Origin of the sequence: Pseudoduganella sp. RAF19, assembly GCF_052114165.1 — a bacterium.
Lineage (GTDB): Bacteria > Pseudomonadota > Gammaproteobacteria > Burkholderiales > Burkholderiaceae_D > Rugamonas.
The window spans coordinates 40,771-63,161 of record NZ_JBFREF010000016.1; the positions used below are offsets into that span (position 1 = coordinate 40,771).

At 57.8% G+C, this 22,391-nt stretch carries 18 protein-coding genes; 13 read left to right on the forward strand and 5 right to left on the reverse strand.

Annotated features, from left to right (window positions below; all coding sequences use genetic code 11):
- Positions 1–26: 26 nt before the first annotated feature.
- From AB4Z19_RS29500 to AB4Z19_RS29530, 7 genes are all read left to right on the forward strand, one after another.
- The gene (locus AB4Z19_RS29500) at positions 27–1,298 is read left to right on the forward strand and encodes an FCSD flavin-binding domain-containing protein (RefSeq protein ID WP_442037022.1); all 1,272 of its coding nucleotides are present in this window, start codon (positions 27–29) and stop codon (positions 1,296–1,298) included.
- Between the two features lie 243 nt (positions 1,299–1,541).
- On the forward strand, positions 1,542–3,269 hold the full coding sequence (tssF, locus tag AB4Z19_RS29505; protein WP_442037024.1) for a type VI secretion system baseplate subunit TssF: 1,728 nt from the start codon (positions 1,542–1,544) through the stop codon (positions 3,267–3,269).
- An 85-nt stretch (positions 3,270–3,354) separates the two neighbouring features.
- Positions 3,355–5,976 (forward strand): type VI secretion system Vgr family protein, encoded by a 2,622-nt coding sequence (locus AB4Z19_RS29510; RefSeq protein WP_442037026.1) that lies wholly within the window; start codon positions 3,355–3,357, stop codon positions 5,974–5,976.
- Positions 5,973–6,785 (forward strand): DUF4123 domain-containing protein, encoded by an 813-nt coding sequence (locus AB4Z19_RS29515; RefSeq protein ID WP_442037028.1) that lies wholly within the window; start codon positions 5,973–5,975, stop codon positions 6,783–6,785. The genes AB4Z19_RS29510 and AB4Z19_RS29515 overlap by 4 nt, the downstream gene beginning before the upstream one ends.
- On the forward strand, positions 6,785–7,390 hold the full coding sequence (locus AB4Z19_RS29520) for a DUF3304 domain-containing protein (RefSeq protein WP_442037030.1): 606 nt from the start codon (positions 6,785–6,787) through the stop codon (positions 7,388–7,390). The genes AB4Z19_RS29515 and AB4Z19_RS29520 overlap by 1 nt, the downstream gene beginning before the upstream one ends.
- Positions 7,387–9,078, forward strand: a complete 1,692-nt coding sequence (locus AB4Z19_RS29525) for a T6SS phospholipase effector Tle1-like catalytic domain-containing protein (protein ID WP_442037032.1) — start codon at positions 7,387–7,389, stop codon at positions 9,076–9,078. The genes AB4Z19_RS29520 and AB4Z19_RS29525 overlap by 4 nt, the downstream gene beginning before the upstream one ends.
- Before the next feature lie 316 nt (positions 9,079–9,394).
- Positions 9,395–9,511, forward strand: a complete 117-nt coding sequence (locus AB4Z19_RS29530) for a T6SS immunity protein Tli4 family protein (protein WP_442028925.1) — start codon at positions 9,395–9,397, stop codon at positions 9,509–9,511.
- Between the two features lie 105 nt (positions 9,512–9,616).
- Here the strand turns inward: AB4Z19_RS29530 and AB4Z19_RS29535 are convergent, their stop codons facing one another.
- The 4 genes from AB4Z19_RS29535 to dnaA form a co-directional block, all read right to left on the reverse strand.
- Positions 9,617–11,239 carry a TonB C-terminal domain-containing protein gene (locus AB4Z19_RS29535; protein WP_442028924.1) on the reverse strand — a complete coding sequence of 541 codons (1,623 nt, stop codon included), beginning with the start codon at positions 11,237–11,239 and terminating at the stop codon, positions 9,617–9,619.
- A gap of 407 nt (positions 11,240–11,646) precedes the next feature.
- On the reverse strand, positions 11,647–14,139 hold the full coding sequence (gene gyrB, locus AB4Z19_RS29540) for a DNA topoisomerase (ATP-hydrolyzing) subunit B (protein ID WP_442037034.1): 2,493 nt from the start codon (positions 14,137–14,139) through the stop codon (positions 11,647–11,649).
- Between the two features lie 84 nt (positions 14,140–14,223).
- Positions 14,224–15,330 (reverse strand): DNA polymerase III subunit beta, encoded by a 1,107-nt coding sequence (gene dnaN / locus AB4Z19_RS29545; protein ID WP_442024871.1) that lies wholly within the window; start codon positions 15,328–15,330, stop codon positions 14,224–14,226.
- A gap of 109 nt (positions 15,331–15,439) precedes the next feature.
- Positions 15,440–16,831 carry a chromosomal replication initiator protein DnaA gene (dnaA, locus tag AB4Z19_RS29550; RefSeq protein WP_442037036.1) on the reverse strand — a complete coding sequence of 464 codons (1,392 nt, stop codon included), beginning with the start codon at positions 16,829–16,831 and terminating at the stop codon, positions 15,440–15,442.
- 390 nt (positions 16,832–17,221) lie between these two features.
- Here dnaA and rpmH point away from each other — a divergent pair, with 390 nt between their 5' ends.
- The 6 genes from rpmH (at position 17,222) to AB4Z19_RS29580 (ending at position 21,776) form a co-directional block, all read left to right on the forward strand.
- A complete protein-coding gene (gene rpmH, locus AB4Z19_RS29555) occupies positions 17,222–17,359 on the forward strand; it encodes a 50S ribosomal protein L34 (protein WP_078035393.1) in 138 nt (45 codons plus the stop codon).
- A 23-nt stretch (positions 17,360–17,382) separates the two neighbouring features.
- Complete coding sequence (gene rnpA, locus AB4Z19_RS29560) at positions 17,383–17,784, forward strand: ribonuclease P protein component (RefSeq protein WP_442024866.1); 402 nt, start codon at positions 17,383–17,385, stop codon at positions 17,782–17,784.
- Positions 17,781–18,035, forward strand: a complete 255-nt coding sequence (gene yidD, locus AB4Z19_RS29565) for a membrane protein insertion efficiency factor YidD (protein ID WP_442024864.1) — start codon at positions 17,781–17,783, stop codon at positions 18,033–18,035. The genes rnpA and yidD overlap by 4 nt, the downstream gene beginning before the upstream one ends.
- Positions 18,036–18,044: 9 nt before the next feature.
- Entirely contained in the window at positions 18,045–19,745 is a 1,701-nt protein-coding gene (gene yidC / locus AB4Z19_RS29570) for a membrane protein insertase YidC (protein ID WP_442024862.1), read from the forward strand.
- Positions 19,746–19,888: 143 nt separating this feature from the next.
- Entirely contained in the window at positions 19,889–21,268 is a 1,380-nt protein-coding gene (mnmE, locus tag AB4Z19_RS29575; RefSeq protein ID WP_442037038.1) for a tRNA uridine-5-carboxymethylaminomethyl(34) synthesis GTPase MnmE, read from the forward strand.
- Between the two features lie 316 nt (positions 21,269–21,584).
- The gene (locus tag AB4Z19_RS29580; RefSeq protein ID WP_442024858.1) at positions 21,585–21,776 is read left to right on the forward strand and encodes a hypothetical protein; all 192 of its coding nucleotides are present in this window, start codon (positions 21,585–21,587) and stop codon (positions 21,774–21,776) included.
- A 4-nt stretch (positions 21,777–21,780) separates the two neighbouring features.
- On the opposite strand, the gene AB4Z19_RS29585 is transcribed toward AB4Z19_RS29580, so the two are convergent.
- Positions 21,781–22,374, reverse strand: coding sequence for an Hpt domain-containing protein (locus AB4Z19_RS29585; protein WP_442024856.1), 594 nt, complete (start codon positions 22,372–22,374; stop codon positions 21,781–21,783).
- Positions 22,375–22,391 lie beyond the last annotated feature (17 nt).

A 22,391-nucleotide genomic window follows, 5' to 3' on the forward strand; every position in this document is an offset into this window, starting at 1 on the left:
TCTAATAACGTAAGGAGCCCGCAAACATGGACCGTCGCCAATTCCTGCAAGCCGCCGGCGCTGGAGCGCTGGCCGCCACCACCGGCTGCGCCAGCATTACCGGATCGAGCAAACCGCAAGTTGTCGTCATCGGCGGCGGCTACGGCGGCGCCACCGCCGCGAAGTACGTGCGCATGTGGAGCGAGGGCAGCATTGATGTCACTATCGTCGAACCCAACCCCAACTTCATCTCCTGCCCGCTCTCAAACCTGGTCCTCGGCGGCAGCAAGCAGATCGCCGACCTCACCACCAGCTACGACGCGCTTGTCCGCCATCACGGCATCAAGCTCCTGCGTGACACGGCCACCCATATCGATCCGGAAAAGCGCACGGTCACGCTGCAAAGCGGCCAAACGCTCAGCTACGACCGCCTGATCGTCAGCCCCGGCGTCGAATTCTTGTGGGACGAATTGCCTGGCATGAAAGCGCCCGGCGCGCAAACCAAGATCCTGCATGCGTGGAAGGCCGGCATACAAACGGTGGCCCTGCGCCTGCAGCTCGAATCCATGCCCGACGGCGGCGTGTACGCCATGACGATTCCGCCGCAGCCCTACCGCTGCCCGCCCGGGCCATACGAGCGCGCCTGCCAGATCGCCCACTACTTCAGCGTGCACAAGCCGAAATCCAAGGTGCTGCTGCTGGACGCGAATGAAGACGTGACTAGCAAAGGCCCGTTGTTTAAGAAAATCTGGAAAGAGCGCTACAGCGGCATCATCGAATACCGCCCCAGCTTCCGCACGGTGGATATCGACGCAGGCAGCAGCACCGCCATCTCCGAACTGGGCGACAAAGTACATGCGGACGTGCTGAATGTGATCCCACCCCAGCGCGCCGGCGCCATCGCCTTCGACGCCGGCCTGGCGAACATAAACAAACGCTGGTGCGAAGTGGGCTTCCAGACTTTCGAGTCGACGCAGGCGAAGAACATCCACATCATCGGCGACGCCATTCAGACCTCGCCGCTGATGCCCAAGTCCGGCCACATGGCCAACCAGCACGCCAAAGTCTGCGCCGCCGCCGTGGTCGACCTGCTGAGCGGCCGCCAGCCCGAGCAAAACCCGATGCTGACCAACACCTGCTACAGCTTTATCAACGACAAGGAAGTGATCCACGTCGCCAGCGTGCACGCCTGGAATGCGGAGAAAAAGACGCTGCTGGTCGTCCCAGGCAGCGGTGGACTCTCCCCCGGTCCGGCCGAACTCGAAGCCACCTACGCCAACAGCTGGGCCACCAATATCTGGTCAGATATGCTCACTTGAGTAGTCACTGGAATCCCGCCTTAAATTCAAAGAAAGCCAAAAGATATAAGGGTTTCTTTGATTTGTGTGCTCGCAAGGATCAGGCGTGCTCGTCGCCGACCTGGCCTTGTTAGGCGTCGTCTCGCTGAAGCGCAAGCGCTTCAGTAATTTGCGACGTAGCTCATAAATTCGCTTGATTCAGCGCAAGCGCGTCTAAGTCCTCCCGTGTCACGATAGCCAGACTATCAATGCGCAGGAGGCCTTATGGACAGTCTGCTGGCTCACTACGAGCAAGAACTCGCGAGACTGCGCCGTGCAAGTGCGGAATTCGCACGTATCTACCCGCAGCTTGCGCACGCCATTTCTTTATCTGGCGAGGCAAGCTCGGACCCCGAAGTAGAGCGGTTGATTCAGTCAATCGCGCTCCTAAATGCGCACACGGCAGAGCGTCTCGAAGATAAGCATGAAGAGCTGACTTCCGCGATACTGGCATCACATCAGGCGCTGCGGGCTTTTCCGTCGTGCGCTATTGCGCAGATTGATTATGGCGATGCGAAGCCGAATGCAATCAGTAGCGTTGCTCACATCCCTCGTGGGACCATGCTGAAGTCACACGGAACGGGCTCGCAGATTTGCAAATTTCGCACGGCCTATGACATCAACATCGCGCCGATCACCATCGCAGAAGCCTGCATCGCGCCGATAGAGGTACCTGCGGCATTACGTCTTCCGCAAGATGCCGCATCATCTATGCGTCTCACCATCAACAGTACATCGTCGAATAGAGCGTTGTACTGTGAAGCTCCGTTACGTATACACGTTAGCGGTAGCCCAGCGAAGACTGCCTGGATCATGGACGCGATCTTGATGCATACATTGTGCGTATGCGTGCAAGCGAACGATCAGTGGACGATCTCCCCAGCGTCGCCTTTTCATCAGGTCGGCCTAAGCGACAACGAAGCACTTTTGCCGGATACCTCCGCACTTTCTTGCTACCGGCTGCTAGCCGAATACTTCTGCTTTCCCGAAAAGTTCAACTTCATCGACATTGACCTGCCCACCATTGCCAGCTTCATTCCCCGCTGCGATGGAATCACGCTTCACCTCATCCTTCCAAACTTGCCACACGCCGGCAAGCTGTCGCGCGACAGCATACGTCTTGGCTGTACGCCGATAATTAATCTGTTCCCTTACCGCGCTGCACCTATCAAGCTTGACGCAGCGAGCTCCGAGTACACTCTCGTTCCTGATCAGCTTCCCGAAACCGCTTGCGAGATATACAGCATCGACAAGGTGTCGTTACTTCATCGCTCAAATTGTAACGAAGCGCCAATCGAATTCATGCCCTATAGTGAGACAGCGCCAGGAGGAATTCAATGGCTAACGAAGAACTCAGGCAATGATTACGAGCACACGCTTTACCTCATTGACCGCGCTCGCACACCTGTAGCCTTAAGTACCGGCGCGCTCGCTATTCATCTGACGTGTACAAACCGCGACGCGACGCAGTCTTTGGCTAGCAGTAAAAATGCGAGCGAACTTACAACAGAACTGAACACTGCTGGCTTCCCGATCCACGTACTTGAGAAGCCAAGTCCCACGCAATATCTCGCCGCACGTCGCTCGCATTGGATACTGCTCTCCCTGTTACATCGTGCACCGCGCTTGCCAGAACTGATCGACATTCTTCGGCTTCACGCGCCCATCACCAGTACGGCAAGCCAGCACATGCTGGAAGGGCTGCGCAAGCTGTCGGAGCATGAGATTTGTGCCTGGATTGATACTCGCTACATGGCGGGAACAAGATTTCGGCTTTCGATCGACGCTGCTTACTTTGCGGGACGAAGCATTTATACGTTTGCGCGAGTCTTGAATTGCTTTTTTCGGTCACGCGTGCCACGCAATAGGTATGCGCAATTGAGCCTCTACACGGACGCGGAAGCCTTGCTGCTCCAGCTTGAGCCCACGACCGGTCAGCAATCGCTTGTGTAGAACTGCTTCTTTGCGGAAGGTCAATTTCTGCCGTGCCAAGCCATGCAACCATGTTCTCTCGCGCGATTGAACAAGAGAGCCTGCCATGCAACTGGAAAACGCCCTGTTCAGCTTCCTGCAACAACAACGTGACCTCGTCACGGAGCATCGCCCGATCCGGCTTCGCTTGTCCCATCCAACTCAAATGCTTGAAGACGTACTGCTACCTCAGCGCGTGTATGGAACGGAGTCCATCTGCGGCGGCCTCGAATACCGCATTCTCTGCGTTGCGTTAGACGCCTTTCTTCCGTTGAAGGAATTGATCGCGTTGCCTGTAGCCGTTGACTTTGTGACCGACCGAGGAGACCTGCGCAGTGTATGTGGCATCATCACCGAAGCTGCGGCTGGTGATAGCGATGGCGGTCTCGCTAGTTACCAAATCGTGATGCGCGACGCATTGGCTATTCTCGAAAAGCGAAACAACACACGTGTGTTCCGCAACAAGAACGAAGTCGAGATCGTGCAGCTGATTCTGGATGAATGGCGGCAGTCCAACTCCATCATCGGCACATCTTTCAACTACGAGACCGATGAACTGTTCGCGCTGCGCGAATATCCTCAGCGCGAGTTCACCATGCAGTACAACGAGTCTGATGCCGCCTTCATTCGGCGCCTGATGAAGCGCCGCGGCATTGCATGGTATTTCCGCGCTGACGGTCTCGCATCGCTGGCGCACAAGCTGGTCATGTTCAACAACGCGGAAAGCATCCCACCGAATGCTGCCGGCACGGTGCGCTACCACCGCGATAACGCGACCGAAGAACGAGACTCCGTCACCGCTTGGTGCGCCGTCCGCACCTTGCAGCCTGGGAGCGTGACGCGGCATAGCTGGGACTACATGAATCCGCGGGGGCGTGATTTTATGAGTGCCACCTCTGCCAGTGGTGTGGATCAGGGGCCGAGCGGCAATGAGATGTCCGCCAGCCTGGATGACTATTTGGTGCAGGCGCCGCACATCGGTGATGACCACGAAGACTTGTGCCAGCTGGGGCAACTGGCAATGAACAGGTATGACTATGAGTCGAAGTGCTTCCACGGTGAAGGCAGTGTGCGCGATTTATGCGCTGGCGAATATTTCACGCTGGCCGAGCATCCAGAAATCGACGCGCATCCCGAGGCAGACCGCGACTTCGTCGTCACGTCGCTGCAGGTGATCGCAGTGAATAATCTTCCGAAGGACCTGGCCGAGCGCGTCGAGCGACTGTTTTCGCGCAATCGCTGGAAGTCTTATGAGAATGATGCACTTGAAGGCGTGGCGCAAGAAGACATTCGCACCAAGGTTCGTTTCACTGCGGTCAGGCGCGGTATAGAGATTATTCCTAAGTGGGATGCGAGCACCGAACTTCCGCATGCGCTTGTGCAGAGTGCCATCGTCGTCGGCCCAGAAGGCGAAGAGGTCCACTGCGACGAACTTGGACGCGTGAAGATTAGGTTCACCGGCACGCGCGAGCCTGATCACGAACATGCAGAAGGTACTGGTGCTTCCGATACCGATTCAGATTCAGCCTGGGTGCGCGTTGCGACGACTTGGGCTGGTAACGGGCGGGGTGCGCATAGTCAGTGTGGTTTTCTTGGCCTCCCGCGCGTAGGTAGCGAAGTGTTGGTCGCGTTCCTGGGCGGAGATCCAGACAAGCCTGCGATTGTTGGACAGTTATACAACCAGGATGCGCAACCTGCGGCGCTAAGCACGGCAGGTGGATTGCCTGGAAATCGACATCTATCTGGAATCCGAAGCCGAGAAATAGATGGGGCACGGGCAAATCAATTGTGCTTCGATGACACTTTTCAGCAGATCAGCGCGCAGCTGGCTAGCGACCATGGCAGTTCACAGTTAAACCTTGGATATCTAACTGGTCCGAAGAAAGATGGTCAAGCCGAAGATCGCGGTGAAGGGGTAGAACTTCGTAGCGAGAATAGCGTCGCGATACGGGGGCAGTCAGGAATTTTAATTAGTACGGAGTCACTTGAATCCATTGATTCGCATCAGTTAGGGAGAGACGGGATGACTGAGTTAGTCGAAGGGATTTTAAGGTTGGGAAAGGAGTTGGGGGAGCGCGCGTCGCAATGCATAGATGATAAACAGAATGCAGAGCAGTTTGAAAAGGCTGCGGAAAATTTGAGAGTGATGCATGAGGCGGCATCTCGACTAATGGCCATTTCCGCAGGCGGCGGCTTGATCGCAGCAACCCCTGAAGGATTCTCAGTTGGGGCTGCGAAGAATATCGATCTCATTACGGCATCCTCGATCGCTGCTGTAGCTGGCGAAAGTGCAGCAATCCGTGCAGTGCGGGACATTAGCCTCTATGCAAACGAAGGAGCCGTGAAAGCTGCTGCTGCAAGCGGAAAAATCTCTATACAGGCGCAAGGTGACCAGCTTGAACTCTTGGCAAAGAAGGTCGTGGACATCATCAGCAATGCAGATTGGATCACGATAAAAGCGAAGAAGGGCGTGCGAATAAATGGTGGTGGTACAGAGATCGAGTTGAGCCCAGGCGGGATAAAGGGTTACACATCGGGCAAGCATCAAATGTATGCGTCCATGCACGAAATGCATCCAGGCCAAAGCAAACAACTGCAGTTCCCGGGAGACAAACCAGTAACAAAGATTTGCGTTCCATGTCTGCGGATTACCGCACAAGCCCACAGCCCATATGCGCCGTCGAAATGAGCGATTACTCTACTTTTCTACTGCTGGATACGGCCTTGATGTCGGAGGCAGAAGGTAAGCCATGGACGAAAATTAAGCGCCGTTCACGTTGGCTGCTTCCGCTCTACGATCGGCCTGCTTGGTCGGTCAGTCCAGTGCTTGTCGACATTGAAGCTGCATATCGCACTAATCGAATTGATTCGGTGATTCGCTTAGCTAGTCAAATCAAGCCTCAGTTGCATGCATCTTTTATCGATACTTGTTTATCTGCGAGTGGCTTGGCCGAACACTTGAGACAATTCACGTACTTCGTTGACCCTAAAGGTTGCGAGTTCACGTTGCGAATTGCTGACTGCCTGGTCGTTCCATGGCTACATCAAGTTATGACAGCGTCACAGTGGGGCGCAATTCACAAACCAATCCTTCGCTGGAGGGTGCACAGTCTTGATGGAAAATTATGGACGCTGCCATGTCCAGACGAGACGCACGTGGAGCCACCGCCACTTCACTTTACGGCGAAGCAGTTAAGTGCGTTAGATGCCTGTCACGAACCGAATCAGCTGATGCATAACTTACGAGCGATGCGCTTTGGCCATCAGTGGGCAGAGACTCCGCAACTGGAGATTCAGCTGGCTGAAAAAATTCTGAGCCTATGGAAAGGCTCAGGGCAAACCGATAGGACGAACCTCCTTCTTTTCGCAAGAGGAGTCTTTGATTCTAAGGGAAGACTTCTAGACTCCTCATCGCTTCGTCAAGTGCTGGCGCATCAAGATGCCGCGCGTTTTCGGCGGGACTTGAACGATGCTGTAGCGAGATGCGAGGTAGCGTGATGTTCGCACTACAGAGGCACAAATGGGTAGCCACTTTGTTCATGTTTTTTATTCCTCTCGCTGGCTGTCTCCTGATGCGGGAGCCCGATCCGGTTTTGGTCAGTGTAGATGCCGTTCACTATTTTCCGTCCGAATACAGAGTGGACGAGTTCTATATAGATCATCACTACTTTGGATCAAGCAGCTTTGATGGCATTGCTGGAAGTGGCCTATGCTGTATCGCAATCCCTGAACGGTGGAGGCCCGGACTTACTGTCGACGTTAGCTGGTCAGTCACTGACTGGACGCTTACGCCCATTGACGACAAGGCTCATTTTGACGCGAAAAAAATTCGCGTTGTTGGCCTATACCGGGCTGACGTACCGGTTGAGAAATACGAGGAAGCAGACGATTTATTTGTACATTTCTTTGAAGGAGGGTTAATCCGGGTGAGCCCAGGCATCCAAAGATTCGATGGGCCGTACGCCTCAACGTCAGATATAGCTGCTGCTGCAAAATTTGCCACGAAGGGAAGGCATGTAACCGAACTTATTACGAAAGAAGATCGCGCTGCAATCGATAAGGAAGTTGAGGAGCATCGTAAAAAATATGGAGATTGGCGATGACGTTACTGAGCTACATTGAGCCCGCCTCGGCAGAACCTTTTCTTGATCGTATTACGCCATATCATATGCGTGCTACTGATTCTCGGAAGTGTCAGATTGGGCTGCAATTTGGTGTCTTTTTTGATGGCACCGATAATAATCTGGAGCGGGATCAACCACAATTTGCACACACGAATATCGCTAGACTTTGGAAATGCTATCCAAGCCAGTTCACCCGTGGTGTCGAGAGTCTTTACGTTCCAGGTGTAGGCACCGCATTCCACGCCATCAACTCTCGGCCCGAGGGTTGGAGAGGTACAGCCTTCGGTATCGGGTGTGAGGCGCGGGTTCTTTTTGCACTACTCAAGACAGTGGATTTTGTTCATCGATTCGTGACGCAAGGTGCCCCCAGGTTTGGCAAGCAAGAGATGCGAATACTCTGCAAAGACAGCGTGCCTGCAAACGAATTTGATCTTCATGCAATCAGTCGACTGGGGTACGAAAAAGGCCTTCTCGAATGTGATGATAGAGGTGCAGCACGAAGAGGCTGCCTTGCGAACGAAACGAAACGCTTACGCCGGCTGCTATCGGAATCAGAACTGAATCTTACTGAGCTGGTGATCGACATCTTTGGCTTTTCGAGAGGCGCTGCAGAGGCGCGGGCGTATGCCTCGTGGTTAAGTGAGCTTCTGGTTGACGGCAAGTTCGCTGGTATTCCGTTGAGCATACGATTCATGGGGCTCTTCGACACTGTGGCGTCTGCGGGCATGAGAGAGATGCTCGAAACAGGGTTAAGGAATCAGACTGGTGGGCATGCTGGCTGGGCGAGAAAAGAATCGCTCCTAATACCGAACGGAGTAGTAAATTGCGTTCACTTCGTTGCGATGCACGAACTGCGAAAGAACTTCCCAATTGACAAAGTTGCGGTTGAAGGCGGTACTAAATCTAATCTAGTAGAGGTCGCATACCCAGGCTCGCATAGTGATGTCGGAGGTGGTTACGCACCGGGTGTGCTAGGTATAGCTTTTGATCAAACGTCAGAGAACGGTGATGCGATGAAGCTGTCTCAAGTACCTTTAAACCACCTTTTCGAATATGCAGTGACCGCTCTCGTTCCCCTAAAAAAGGACCTTTCGAACAACCCTGGTGTGTACGACCCGTTTGCTATTTCACAAAAACTGAAGGGCGATTTTGATGCGTTCATGTTCGCCACTGGAGCTGTTCATAGAAAGCTCTCAGATTGGATGGAGGTATATCTGGCTTGGCGCTGGGCGATTCGCAATCGATATGCAGAAGTGAGCCACGTCCGACTAGCCACGACAGACCGCGAGTTGCTTTTGCTTGCAAATCGCAAGCTTATCTCTGATGCTGAGGCGTTGCTTGCACCGTTAGCGAAACCAGTAGGTAAACGCGTGGTCAAAGACCTTGTATTTGATCCCAAAGCGGGGATTGAAATCCCAATTAACACTAAGGCGAAGCTTGACCCAGAGGCTACAGTGGTCTTGAAACGGGCTATCTCCTTGGGTGAACCATCAATGGTCGTTGCCAATTTCTTTGATCGATATGTTCACGATTCTTACGCTGGATTCTGCAAAAGCATCGTCGAGCCCACCGGATACTGGCGTTATCGCAAAGGATTCCAAGGTACAGATGACGCAATAAATGCGAGTATCGGCGATGACAATTTGAGCATGAGCGCTACTTCGTAGTGTGAGTAGATGCCAGGCTTTGGCCTCTCAAGGACTGTTTGGCTGTGGGATCGTCAACCAACTCAAGAATACCGTGCCTGATAATGAGAACTTGCCGAAATATAATGAGTTCCGCGGCTTTGGCCATACTTGCATACAGCAGCGCTTTAACCTTTGGGAAGGATCGGAAAGTAATCGAGAACGATGCGATTAGCAATATCGGTCGACTGAAGGCGAGCGTTCAACAATCTAAGACAGTTTGCTTAGGTTGATTTCTTGTGGACGTACCAACTGACGCTGAGATAATTTATGGTCCGGCACGAGTACCCATACAGGTGTGTCTGGAAATACGGTTGGAGGAACTAAGCCATCAATCAGCGACGATGATGCGCTTTACTTTTGGGATCGAATCACTCGCTCAATTCGGGCTCGGCCTGTCGACAACAACAGATAACTACAAGATAACTAGCTCGGTTCGGCCAGGGCCACTTGACCTAAATTGCTGAGATCTGCGGGTGATTCATACACAGCGAACCGAGCGGAGCTTCTTGATTTCTCTTTACTGCAGGCGGATGGCCATGTCGAAGATCCATGTGCGGCGGATTTCGATTACGTCGTATTGGCGTGCCAGTGGGAGCGGGAACGCGCCGTAGGGGGCTTGGCTTGCGACGACCTTTCGGATGGCTTCGTCGAGTGCGGGCACGCCGCTGGAGGTTACGAAGGTTATCTTCTCCACGGTGCCGTCGGCGCGGATTGCGACCGTCACAACCGGGTTGGCGTGAGGCTGCTTGACCGCTTCGCGGACCATGTCGAAAGTCATGTTGTTTTCGATCTTGCGGCTCATTGTCTCCGCGTAGAGGATCAGATCCGCGTTCGGGTCGGCACGGCCGAAGAGCCAGCCGCGGCGGAGGCTGCTGACGGTTGGCAGCAGCGATTTTGATTGGCGGTCGGCGGCTTCGCGCTGGGCGCGTTCTGCGTCGAGTTGTTTGCCGATTTGGCGCAGGCGTTCTTCGCGCTTGGCTTCTTCTTCGGCGCGCTCGCGTGCTATCTGGTCTTTCCTGGCTTGTTCCAGACGGGCTGCTTCTTGTTTTGCTGCCTCCTGGCGCGCGGCTTCGGCCTTGATGGCGTCTTGGCGGGCTTGCTCTTGTTTGAGGGCTTCCTGGCGTGCGGCTTCTTGTTGGCGTTGTGCCTGGCGCGCTGCTTCTTGTTGGGCTAGCTTGACCTGTTCGAGGCGGGCTGCTTCGGCGCGCTCCTGTTCCTGGCGGATGGCGTCTTGGCGGGCTTTTTCGGCGAGGCGGGCCTGCTCTTTTCTTGCGGCTTCCTGTTGGGCTTGGTGTGCTGCTTCGAGCTGCGCTTGCTTTGCTTGTTCCTGGCGAAGGGCTTCAAGACGTGCGGCTTCGGCGCGTTCTTGTTCTTGACGAGCGGCGTCCTGGCGGGCTTTTTCTTCTTGGCGTGCTTGCTCTTGGCGTTGCGCGTCGCGGCGCAGGTTTTCCTGGCGTTCGGCTTCTTGTCGTGCGGCTTCGTCGCGTGCGGCTTGTTCGTCGCGTGCGGTAGCGATTCGTAGTTGTTCCTGGCGCGCGGTTTCTTGCTGTGCGGCGGCCATCAGTTCGGTTTGGCGCAGGTTTTCGGTGCGTTGCTTTTCCAGTTCGATGCCGGCTTGGTCGAGGGCTTGTTCTTTTGCGGCTTGTTCGATGGGCTTTGGTGCTGCTTCGCGCGCGTTGGTGGGGGCGGGCGCCTCACTCACTTGAACGGGCGCGGTTTGTGGCGCAGGAGCGGTTGGAATCGGTATTGCGGGCTGTTGCACGGTCATGACCGGTTCCACTGCAGGCGCGGGTGCGCTGGCTTGTGCCTGTGCGGGCGCCGGCGGTGGGGCGGTGCGCGGGGCAATCGTCATTGAACTGACAGTGCTACCCATTGCTGGCTTTTCTACGGTGGCGAGGATCGGGTTGGATATTTGCTGGACCGGCGATGAGTCCGGCGGAGGTGGCAGGGCGCTTGCAGGTGCGGCTGCGGACGGAGCGGGCGCGGGTGCGGGCGCGAGCAGGACGTGCAGCTCGTCGGCACCGAGGCGTCCGTCCTTCCACGGGAATTTGAAGCCGGGCATGCCGAAGGTTTGGCCGCCGATGGAGATGCTCAGCAGAAGGGCGTGGACGATCAGGGAGATCAGCAGGGCGGTGCTCATTCGACCTGGGTCGCGCTGGATTGCCTGTGCGAGTTGGATCGATTTGGAAGCCACTGAGTTGCCCGATTTACCGAATGTTGAGAAGTACATTACAGCCTATCACAACGGTAGGCGCTATTGATCGATCTACAACACTATATTCTGGATGATAAGGCGAGGTGGCCGCCAATATGGCCTCGAAATCAGTCTAAAACTTGGAGCGGAGAAAGGGAATTGGGATCGTTTTAGACTTTCGGCTTGCGAAAAGGGATTAGACTTCGGGTGGGATTTTCGGGACCGTTTTAGATAAACGGGTCCGATTTTTCGACTGTTTTAGCTTGTTTCTGCTCGAATTAGACCGAATTAGCCCAGGGGCGAAAAAAAGGCCCGCACGTGGCGGGCCTTTTTTAAGTATCAACGTGTGGGGTTTATACGTCGATATTGCCAGCGCGCAGAGCGTTGGTTTCGATGAAGTTGCGGCGCGGTTCCACGTCGTCGCCCATCAGGGTGGTGAAGATCTGGTCGGCGGCAATGGCGTCTTCGATCTGCACTTTCAGCAGGCGGCGGACGGTTGGGTCCATGGTGGTTTCCCACAGCTGCTCTGGATTCATCTCGCCCAGACCTTTGTAGCGCTGCTTGGACACGGTGCGTTCCGCTTCGTCGCGCAGCCATTGCATGGCGTGGTGGAAGTCGACCACGGCGCTTTCCTTGGTGCGCTCGCCTTCGCCGCGGCGGATCACGGCGCCTTCGCCGATCAGGCCGGTGAAGGTGGCGGCGGCGTCGGCCAGCACGCGGTAGTCGGCGCCTTGCACAAAGTCGGCGTCGATGCCGGACACTTTCACGTTACCGTGGTGCAGGCGTTCGATGCGCAGCGTGTGCTTCTCGGACAGCTCGTCGGTGAACACGCCCACTTTCACGGCCACGTCGTTGATGTTGGCTGCCAGCGCCTTGGCCGAGGCTTCGGCCGAGTCGATGGTGGACAGGTCCAGCGTGACGCCGGTCATGATGGCGGTCAGCGCGGCGCGGTCGATCACGCGGGTCAGACGGGTCATCACGGCGTTGGCGACGTTGTACTTGTCGGCCAGCGCGGCCAGTGCTTCGCCCTGGATCACGTCGGCGCCTTCGCGCGGGGTGAGTACGGCGGTGTTCAGTGCCACGTTCATCATGTAGCCGGCTTCTTCCAGGTCGTCCTTCAGGTAGCGCTCGTCGCGGCCGGCCTTCACCTTGTACAGCGGCGGCTGTGCAATGTAGATGTGGCCGCGCTCGACCAGCTGCGGCATCTGGCGGTAGAACAGGGTCAGCAGCAGGGTACGGATGTGGGCGCCGTCGACGTCCGCATCGGTCATGATGATGATGCGGTGGTAGCGCAGTTTTTCGATGTTGAATTCATCGGCGCCGATGGAGGTGCCCAGCGTGGCGATCAGGGTGGTGATCTGCTCGGAGGACAGCATCTTCTCGAAGCGCGCCTTTTCCACGTTCAGCACCTTACCGCGCAGCGGCAGGATGGCCTGGAACTTACGGTCGCGGCCCTGCTTGGCCGAGCCGCCTGCGGAGTCACCCTCGACGATGTACAGTTCGGACAGGGCCGGGTCTTTTTCCTGGCAGTCGGCCAGCTTGGCGGACAGGCCCAGGCCGTCCATGATGCCTTTGCGGCGGGTCAGGTCGCGCGCCTTGCGGGCCGCTTCACGGGCACGCGCCGCTTCCACGATCTTGCCGCAGATGATCTTGGCGTCGTTCGGCTTTTCCATCAGGAAGTCGGTCAGCGTCTTGGCCACGATTTCTTCCACCGGGCCGCGCACTTCGGAGGACACCAGCTTGTCCTTGGTCTGGGACGAGAACTTCGGCTCCGGCACTTTCACGGACAGCACGCAGGTCAGGCCTTCGCGCATGTCGTCGCCGCTGATTTCGACTTTGGCCTTCTTGGCGAAGTCGTTCTCGTCAATGTACTTGTTGATGACACGGGTCATCGCCGCACGCAGGCCGGTCAGGTGGGTACCGCCGTCGCGCTGCGGAATGTTGTTGGTGAAGCAGAGTACCTGTTCGTTGAAGGCATCGTTCCATTGCATGGACACGTCGACCGAGATATTGGTGCCCTGGTCGGACTGGCGCTCGCCAGTGGCCTGGAACACGGTCGGGTGCAGCACGGTCTTGGCCTTGTTGATGTACTCAACGAAGCCGCGGGTGCCGCCTTCGAAGGCGAAGATCTCTTCCTTGCCGGTGCGCTGGTCGGTCAGCTTGATGTTGACGCCGTTGTTCAGGAAGCTCAGTTCGCGGATACGCTTGGCCAGGATCTCGTAGTGGAATTCCACGTGGGTGAAGATCTCTTCGTCGGCCCAGAAGTGCACGTCGGTGCCGCGCTTGTCGGTCTCGCCGATCACCTTGATCGGGGACACGGCCACGCCATCGATCATTTCGATTTCGCGGTTCTGCGGGATGCCGCGCACGAAATCCATCTGGTGCACTTTGCCGTCGCGGCGGATGGTCACGCGCAGCAGCTTGGACAGTGCGTTCACGCAGGACACGCCCACGCCGTGCAGGCCGCCCGACACCTTGTAGGCGTTCTGGTCGAACTTGCCGCCGGCGTGCAGCTCGGTCAGCACGATTTCAGCGGCGGAGCGCTTCGGTTCGTGCTTGTCGTCCATCTTCAGGCCGACCGGAATGCCGCGGCCGTTGTCGGTGATGGAGATGGAGTTGTCGCTGTGGATGGTGACGTGGATTTCCGAGCAGTAGCCCGCCAGCGCTTCGTCGATCGAGTTGTCCAGCACTTCAAACACCAGGTGGTGCAGGCCGGTGCCGTCCGAGGTGTCACCGATGTACATGCCGGGGCGCTTGCGCACCGCTTCCAGACCTTCCAGGATCTGGATCGAGGAGGCGCCGTATTCTTCAGACTTGTTCGGTTGTTCGTTATGGCTTTCGGACATTGACACTGCTTTCTCAATTAACGATGTTACTGGTCTGCTGCGGCGGATCGGATGATCCGCCCTACGCTGCACTACGGATCTTTGTTAGATCCGCATTGGCATGACGACGTATTTGAAGTCCTGGTTTTCCGGGATCGAGATCAGGGCGGAGCTGTTGCTGTCGCCGAGGGCTACGTTGACCTGGTCGCACTTGAGGTTGTTCAGCACGTCCAGCAGGTAGGTGACGTTGAAGCCGATGTCGATGTTGTCGCCACCATAGTCGATTTCCAGTTCTTCCACCGCTTCTTCCTGGTCGGCGTTGGTGGAGGAAATCTTCAGCGAGCCGGGGCTGATGATGCAGCGCACGCCTTTGAATTTATCGCTGGTCATGATCGCGGCGCGCTGCAGGGAGCGCAGCAGTTCGTCGCGGCTGATCGTGAAGTTATTGGTGTAGCCCTTCGGGATCACGCGGGTGTAGTCGGGGAACTTGCCTTCGACCAGCTTGGAGATCAGTTCGATGTCGGCGAATTGCAGCTTGACCTGGCTGGCGGCGATGTCCAGTTTCACGGCGTCGTCGGATTCTTCCAACAGGCGCTGCAGTTCGATGATGGTCTTGCGCGGGATGATCACTTCCTGGCGCTCGAAAGCCTGTTCGGTTTCCACCTGGCAGAAGGCCAGACGGTGGCCGTCGGTCGCCACGGCGATGACGTTTTTGCCGTCCAGGACAAGCAGCAGGCCGTTCAGGTAGTAGCGGATGTCCTGCTGGGCCATCGAGAAGTGCACCATGTTGAACAGGTGCTTCAGGGTCTTTTGCGGCAGTTCGAACGAGGCGTTGAAGCTGTCGGCCTGCTGCACGGTCGGGAACTCTTCCGCGGCCAGGGTTTGCAGGGCGAAGCGCGACTTGCCGCTCTGGACGGTCAGGCGCTTGTTGGCCAGGGTGATGGATACGTCGCCCGCTTCCGGCAGGGCGCGCAGGATGTCCAGCAGCTTGCGCGCGGCCACGGTGGTGCCGGTGACGTCGGCACCCGAGCCGATGTCAGCGTGCGTGGTGATCTGCACTTCCGTGTCGGTGGACAGGAACGAGACGCTTTCGCCTTCCTTGCGGATGAGGATATTGGCCAGAATCGGCATAGTGTGCCGACGCTCGACAATACCGCTCACGATCTGCAGTGGCCGGAGAAGGGTATCTCGGGTGGTTTTGACCAGTTGCATAAATGTCCTCAAAAAAGTTAGTACGATTTAAATCTTGCTAGCCCAGCAGTATAGCAATTTGCTTACAACCCAAGGCTAAAACCAGGTGTCAGCCACGATGTGGCTGACACTAGCCTTTCAAGGTTTGTTCCAGAACGTGCAACTCGTGATTGCACTCCGGGTTTTTGGTGCGGTCCATGGCGATCTTGCGCACGGCGTGCAGCACGGTCGTGTGGTCGCGGCCACCGAACAGTTCGCCGATCTCCGGCAGCGATTTCTGGGTCAGCTCTTTCGCGAGATACATGGCGATCTGGCGCGGACGGGCGATGTTGGCCGGACGGCGCTTGGAATACATATCGGCCACCTTGATGTTGAAGAAGTCGGCCACGGTCTTCTGGATGTTTTCCACAGAAATCTGGCGGTTCTGAACGGACAGCAGATCCTTCAGCGCTTCCTTCACGATATCGATGGTGATGTCCTTGCCGTGGAAACGCGAGTAGGCCAGGATCTTGCGCAGCGCGCCTTCCAGCTCGCGCACGTTGGAGCGCAGGTGCTTGGCGACGAAGAAGGCCACGTCGTCGTTCAGGGTCACGCCTTCCGACTTGGCTTTCTTCAGCAGAATCGCCACGCGCATTTCCAGCTCGGGCGGTTCGATCGCCACGGTCAGGCCGGAGTCGAAGCGGGAGATCAGGCGGTCATCCATGCCGGTGATCTCTTTCGGATAGGTATCCGAGGTGATGATGATCTGCTTCTTGGCCGCGATCAGGGCTTCGAACGCATAGAAGAACTCTTCCTGGGTACGCGATTTGCCACCGAAGAATTGAATATCGTCGATCAGCAGCATGTCCAGCGAGTGATAGTAATGCTTGAAGTCGTCGAAACCCTTGCGCTGGTAAGCGGTCACCACGTCGCGCACATACTGCTCGGCGTGGATGTAGCGGATGCGGGCGCCCGGCTGGTCGGCCATCACCTGGTTGCCGATGGCATGGATCAAGTGGGTCTTACCCAGGCCCACGCCGCCATAGAAGAACAGCGGGTTGTAGGACACGCCAGGGTTGTTGGCCACCTGGATCGCTGCAGCGCGCGCCAGCTGGTTGGCCTTACCGGTCACGAAGCTTTCGAAGGTCAGGTCGGGGTTGATGCGGCTCTGTTCGCGGCCTTTCGGGTTGGCGTACTCGGCAGCGGCGGTCGGCGCAGCGGCCTGGGCAGGCGCTTCCGGACGCGAATCGCCCAGCGGACCGGCCACCACAGCCGGCGCGGCCGGCTTCTTGACCGCGTTCAGGCGCGGGTCGAGCACGAACTGCACCTCGATCGGCGTTTCCCAATACTGGCAGGCCAGGGCCGTAATACGGCTGGCAAACTGGGTCTTCACCCAGTCCAGCTTGAAACGGTTGGGCGCGGCAACACGCAGCTTGTTGTTCTCGAAATCGAGAGGCACAAGCGGCTTAATCCAGGCCATGAATTGTTGCGGCGTCAGCTCAAGCTCCAACTGGGCGGAGCAGGTCTGCCAGAAATTTTCCATGAATCTTCTATCTGCAAAAGGTGTGGGAGGGCGTTCTAATCGCCACACGTAACGCGCTATTCTAACCTCGACCGGGCAAGTTATCCACAGGTTAACCACGAAATTTTGCACGGTTGTGCAATTGAAAACCCGATGCAGATTCTGGTGGCAGGCACGGCGTGCCTGCCACCGGCTTTTCGGCCGTTGGTTGACAAGGTACACCAAAATGCTGATAATTCAGGGTTCCCCGCCCGTACTCCGTGATTTTTCAGTTTACGATGCGCGGATGAAGCGGGCGATGAGATTGGCCAGCTTGTGCCGAGGTGTTGGCATAAGTGCGCGAAATGTCATTGGCACCAATATTTACCGGGACACGCCTGTCCCGATTCTGTATTTTTAAGCGAGACCAACATGAAACGTACTTACCAACCTTCCGTTGTGCGTCGCAAGCGCACCCACGGTTTCCGCGCACGTATGGCTACCCGTGGCGGCCGTCAAGTCCTGAACGCACGCCGTGCAAAGGGCCGCAAGCGTCTGGCTGTTGTATAAGTCATCTGCTTGTTGCTGATCGCGTGGAAAGCTGCAACAACAGCTCGACAGGCGAGGGACAACACGACTTCGCACGCGCTCGGCGCATCGTAAAAACGGATGAATTTTCATCCGTTTTTCGTTTGCGCCCCGCTCAAAAAAGTGCGCACTTCGTGCTTTATACCCGCCAGAATCAGCTGCCCCATGCGCGGCTGGGCGTTGTCGTTGCCAAAAAGTTTGCACCCCGCGCGGTCACCCGCAACACGATCAAGCGCGTCACCCGCGAAGCCTTCCGCGTCGCCGGGCTGCCTGCCATTGACTGCGTGGTGCGCCTGGCGCGCCCCGTCAATAAAAAGGACGGTCCGGCCACCACCACCAGCCTGAAAGCAGCGCTGCGGGTGGAAATCACGCGCCTGTTCGCTTCGCAGAATCGTCCCGCGCGATGAAAGCCCTGCTGACCGCGCTGCTGCGCTTCTACCAGATCGCCATCAGCCCGATGATGGGGCCGCGCTGCCGTTTTTATCCCTCCTGCTCCAATTACGCCATCGAGGCCCTGCAATTGCATGGCGCCGCGAAAGGCAGCTGGCTGACCGCGCGCCGAGTGTGCCGCTGCCATCCCTGGAACGCAGGCGGCGTCGATCCGGTGCCCCCCAAGAACACTTCTCCTACAACCGCTTGCGGTTGCAACCACTCCTGACTGTACCCAATGGATATCAATAAACGCACCATCCTGTGGATCGTCTTCGCCGTATCGCTGGTCATGCTTTGGAACGACTGGATGGTATCGACTGGCCGTCCATCCATGTTTGGTCCGGCCCCGGCCAAGACGGTCGCTGCTCCGGCCAAACCTGCTACCGCCGGCGTGCCGACGGCATCGGCCACGGCTGCCGCCCCGGCCGCTGCGGCACCGGGCGCTGACGCCAGCGCTGCCGTCCCGGCACCGATCAAGACGGAAGTTGTCACCATTACCACGGACGTGCTGCGTGTCGACATCGACACACTGGGCGGCCAGATCAAGCGCCTGGAACTGCTGAAGTACAAGGACGCCTTCGACGAAGGCAAGAACCAGGTCCTGTTCAAGCAGGACGGCAAGAACACCTACCTGGGCCAGTCCGGTCTGGTGGGCGCGCCTGGCCTGCCGAACCACACCACGCCGTTCGTGGCCAAAGCTGGTCCACGCATGCTGAACGACGCCAACCAGGTGCAGCTGATTCTGGAAGCCGATCAGGGTGGCGTAAAGCTGACCAAGACCTTCACCTTCAAGCGCGGCGACTACGTGGTCGACGTGCGTCACGACGTGACCAACACCGGCAGCGCGCCGATCACGCCGGAGCTGTACCTGCAGCTGGTCCACGACGGCAACAAGCCGGAGGGCTCATCCTGGTTCAACTCCAGCTTCACCGGCCCGACCATGTACACGCCGGAAGCCAAGTACGAGAAGCTGACCTTCGACAAGATCGAGAAGGAAGACAAGCACCAGAAGGAAAACCCAGGCAAGCCGTTCCAGCCTGACCACGCGACCAAGGCCGATGGCGGCTGGATCGCCATCTCGCAGCACTTCTTCGTGTCCGCCTTCGTCCCGCAGGACAAGCTGGCGCGCGAAATCCTGACCAAGAAGGAAGGCGACAACCTGTACTCCATCGGCGTTCTGCAGCCGCTGGGCACCCTGGCGCCTGGCGCCACGATTTCGAACGACGCCAAGCTGTACTCCGGTCCGCAGGATGAAAAGGCGATGGCCGCAGTGAGCCCTGGTCTGGAACTGGTGAAGGACTACGGCAAGCTGGCCATCGTCGCCAACCCGATCTGGTGGGTGATCGAGAAGCTGCACGGCATGATTGGCAACTGGGGCTGGACCATCATCGCCTTCACCGTGCTGATCAAGCTGCTGTTCTTCCCGCTGTCCGCAGCGAGCTTCCGCAGCATGGCCCGCATGAAGGTCGTGACGCCGAAGATGAACGCCATCCGCGAGCGCCACAAAGGCGACCCGCAGAAGATGAACCAGGCCATGATGGAGCTGTACAAGACCGAGAAGATCAACCCGCTGGGCGGCTGCCTGCCGATCCTGGTGCAGATGCCGGTGTTTATCGCCCTGTACTGGGTGCTGAATGCGTCGGTCGAAATGCGCGGTGCGCCGTGGGCCTTGTGGATTCACGACCTGACCAAGCCCGACCCGTACTTCGTGCTGCCGGTGCTGTACGCGATTTCGATGTTCATCACCACCAAGCTGAACCCGCAGCCGGCCGATCCGGCACAGGCGAAGATGATGCTGTTCATGCCGCTGGCGTTCTCGGTGATGTTCTTCTTCTTCCCGTCCGGCCTGGTGCTGTACTGGGTGGTGAACAACGTGCTGTCGATTACGCAACAGTGGGTCATCACCAAGAAACTCAACCCGGCGCCTGCCAATTAAGGCTCGCTGGGCTGTTGCAGAAAAACCCGTGCCTCGTCGCACGGGTTTTTTTTTGAAAACCCACAGCAGAAGAGCAGGTGCCTGCCACATCGTGGCAGGCACCAGGGTTACGCCTGTGGTTTTAATACTTTAGAATCTGAGCCATGAATCTGGACTCCTCCCCCATCGCCGCCATCGCTACCGCACCGGGACGCGGCGGCATCGGCGTCGTGCGTGCCTCCGGCAAAAACCTGAAGGGCCTGGCCGCCGCGCTGTTCGGCGAGGCCGCGCTGAAGCCGCGCCACGCGACCTATATCCCGTTCACCAATGCGGACGGCAGCATCATCGACCAGGGCATCGCGGTCTACTTCAAAGGCCCGCATTCCTACACCGGCGAAGACGTGCTGGAGCTGCAGGGCCACGGCGGTCCGATCGTGCTGCAGATGCTGCTGCAGCGCGTGCTGGAAGCAGGCCATGACTCCGGCCTGCGTCTGGCGGAACCGGGCGAATTCACGCGCCGGGCTTATATGAACGACAAGCTCGATCTGGCGCAGGCCGAAGCGGTGGCCGACCTGATCGACGCATCGACCGAAGCGGCGGCCAAATCGGCGTCGGCTTCGCTGTCCGGCGCCTTCTCGAAAACGATTCACGAACTGGTGGAACGCGTGACCCATCTGCGCATGCTGGTGGAAGCGACGCTGGACTTCCCGGAAGAGGAAATCGACTTCCTCGAAAAATCCGATGCGCGCGGCCAGTTGAAAGGCATCGTCGAAGCACTGGACCACGTGTTCCGCCAGGCTTCGCAAGGCGCGCTGCTGCGCGAAGGCTTGAACGTGGTGCTGGTGGGGCAGCCGAATGTTGGCAAGTCCTCACTGCTGAACGCACTGGCCGGCGCAGACGTGGCCATCGTCACGCCGATCGCGGGTACCACGCGCGACAAGGTGAGCGAGACGATCCAGATCGAAGGCATCCCGCTGAACATTATCGACACCGCCGGCATCCGCTCGCACGATGAAGCGGTGGACGTGGTGGAGCGCATCGGCATTGAGCGCACCTGGGGCGAAGTGGGCAAGGCGGATGTGATCCTGCATATGCTGGACGCCGACCTGGGGCCGACGCGCGCCGACGAAACCATCGTGGCCGGTTTCCCGGAAGGCGTGCCGGTGCTGCGTATCTGGAACAAGATTGACCTGTCCGGCCACAAGCCATCGGTGGACCGCATGGAAGATGCGACGCACATCTATCTGTCGGCGCACGAGAACATCGGCATGGACCTGCTGCGCGCCGAACTGCTGCACATCGCGGGCTGGCAGCAGACGGGTGAATCGCTGTATCTCGCACGCGAGCGCCACCTGATCGCGCTGAAGAACGCCGCGCGCCATCTGGACCTGGCGGGCCAGCATGCGGCGCAGACCGATCAATCGCTCGATCTCTTCGCCGAAGAACTTCGGCTGGCGCAGACACAGCTTTCCACCATCACCGGCGCCTTCAGCTCGGACGACCTGCTCGGCGTCATCTTCTCCCGTTTCTGCATCGGCAAATAGATCTGGGGTCAGGCACTAAATGCGACATGAGCTCGCCTTGCAAGCGAACTGATGTCGCATTTAGTGCCTGACCCCAAAGCCGCTATCAGGCGGCGGTTTGTCATTTAAAAAAATTCTCTCCCTCTCTGCCAAACGCTAGTGTTGGTTTTGTGTGCGTTGGCGCACGATGGGCTCGCCATCATGCTGATTTAATCCTGCTATTATTTGTTCAGGCAAAACGAAACTTTGCCCGCGGAATACCGGCGACGTTGATGTCGCTCATGGCCGCTGCGGTAAGGTGCAGTAAGCTGAGTCAGTGTCTGTAAGGGGGAACACCGTGGAACCGAGACAAGACGAACCGCCAAGCCAGAGCGCCTTGCCCGCGTCATCAACGCCGGCAAGCAAACGCCAGTCGCTGCCGCCGAAAGGCTCGTGCTGGTATTGCGAGAAACCGCTCGATAGCGTGCGGCGCTTCTGCGGCAAGGAATGCGCCGACTCCTTCGACGAAGAAGCCGAATATACGCGCTGAGGCGTCAGCGCGCCGAGTACAGCGCGTCCAGCGCCGTCTCGAAATCGAATGCGTGTGCGGCGGCTGCCACCGCCTCGTAGGCCTTCACTCCCAGCGCAGCGGCCAATACGCCGGCCCGCTGCTCCACCAGATCGATTGCCGCGCCATCTCCTTCATTCAGCAGGAAAGCCAGCTTGTGCAGCAGTTCGTGCAGATTTTCCGTTGTGTCTTCTGCATCGGCGGATTCTTCCTGTTCCGGCAGGTCGGGCAGTACGCGTTCGATGGCGACGCCCAGGCGCTTGAGTGCATCGCCGAGGAAGGGCAGCAGGGAATGGGTTTCGGTGCCGGCAGCGATGGCGTTCTCCAGCAGCACCGTCAGGTCGTGCACCTGTTGCGCGCCAATCAGGCCGGCCGATCCTTTGAGCAGGTGGGCCTCGCGTTGTGCCTGCAGCCGTTCGCCAGCGTGCAGCATCTGCGTCATGCGCTGCACCACGTCCAGATGATCGCGCTGAAAACGCTGCAGGATCTCGCGGTACAGCGCGCGTTTGCCCATCAGGCGGCCCAGGCCGTCTTCGGTATCAAGGCAGCGGCGAATGGGGGCGTCTGGAACTTTGCTCATGAGGAACACGATAGCAG

Bases quoted from the DNA above. Each gene is read 5' to 3' on its own strand.
- mnmE (WP_442037038.1), top strand. From the start codon at position 19,889: ATGAATCTGGACTCCTCCCCCATCGCCGCCATCGCTACCGCACCGGGA.
- AB4Z19_RS29535 (WP_442028924.1), bottom strand. From the start codon at position 11,239: ATGAGCACCGCCCTGCTGATCTCCCTGATCGTCCACGCCCTTCTGCTG.
- dnaA (WP_442037036.1), bottom strand. From the start codon at position 16,831: ATGGAAAATTTCTGGCAGACCTGCTCCGCCCAGTTGGAGCTTGAGCTG.
- gyrB (WP_442037034.1), bottom strand. From the start codon at position 14,139: ATGTCCGAAAGCCATAACGAACAACCGAACAAGTCTGAAGAATACGGC.
- AB4Z19_RS29525 (WP_442037032.1), top strand. From the start codon at position 7,387: ATGACGTTACTGAGCTACATTGAGCCCGCCTCGGCAGAACCTTTTCTT.
- AB4Z19_RS29500 (WP_442037022.1), top strand. From the start codon at position 27: ATGGACCGTCGCCAATTCCTGCAAGCCGCCGGCGCTGGAGCGCTGGCC.
- yidC (WP_442024862.1), top strand. From the start codon at position 18,045: ATGGATATCAATAAACGCACCATCCTGTGGATCGTCTTCGCCGTATCG.
- AB4Z19_RS29520 (WP_442037030.1), top strand. From the start codon at position 6,785: ATGTTCGCACTACAGAGGCACAAATGGGTAGCCACTTTGTTCATGTTT.
- tssF (WP_442037024.1), top strand. From the start codon at position 1,542: ATGGACAGTCTGCTGGCTCACTACGAGCAAGAACTCGCGAGACTGCGC.
- dnaN (WP_442024871.1), bottom strand. From the start codon at position 15,330: ATGCAACTGGTCAAAACCACCCGAGATACCCTTCTCCGGCCACTGCAG.
- yidD (WP_442024864.1), top strand. From the start codon at position 17,781: ATGAAAGCCCTGCTGACCGCGCTGCTGCGCTTCTACCAGATCGCCATC.
- AB4Z19_RS29515 (WP_442037028.1), top strand. From the start codon at position 5,973: ATGAGCGATTACTCTACTTTTCTACTGCTGGATACGGCCTTGATGTCG.
- AB4Z19_RS29585 (WP_442024856.1), bottom strand. From the start codon at position 22,374: ATGAGCAAAGTTCCAGACGCCCCCATTCGCCGCTGCCTTGATACCGAA.
- AB4Z19_RS29510 (WP_442037026.1), top strand. From the start codon at position 3,355: ATGCAACTGGAAAACGCCCTGTTCAGCTTCCTGCAACAACAACGTGAC.
- rpmH (WP_078035393.1), top strand. From the start codon at position 17,222: ATGAAACGTACTTACCAACCTTCCGTTGTGCGTCGCAAGCGCACCCAC.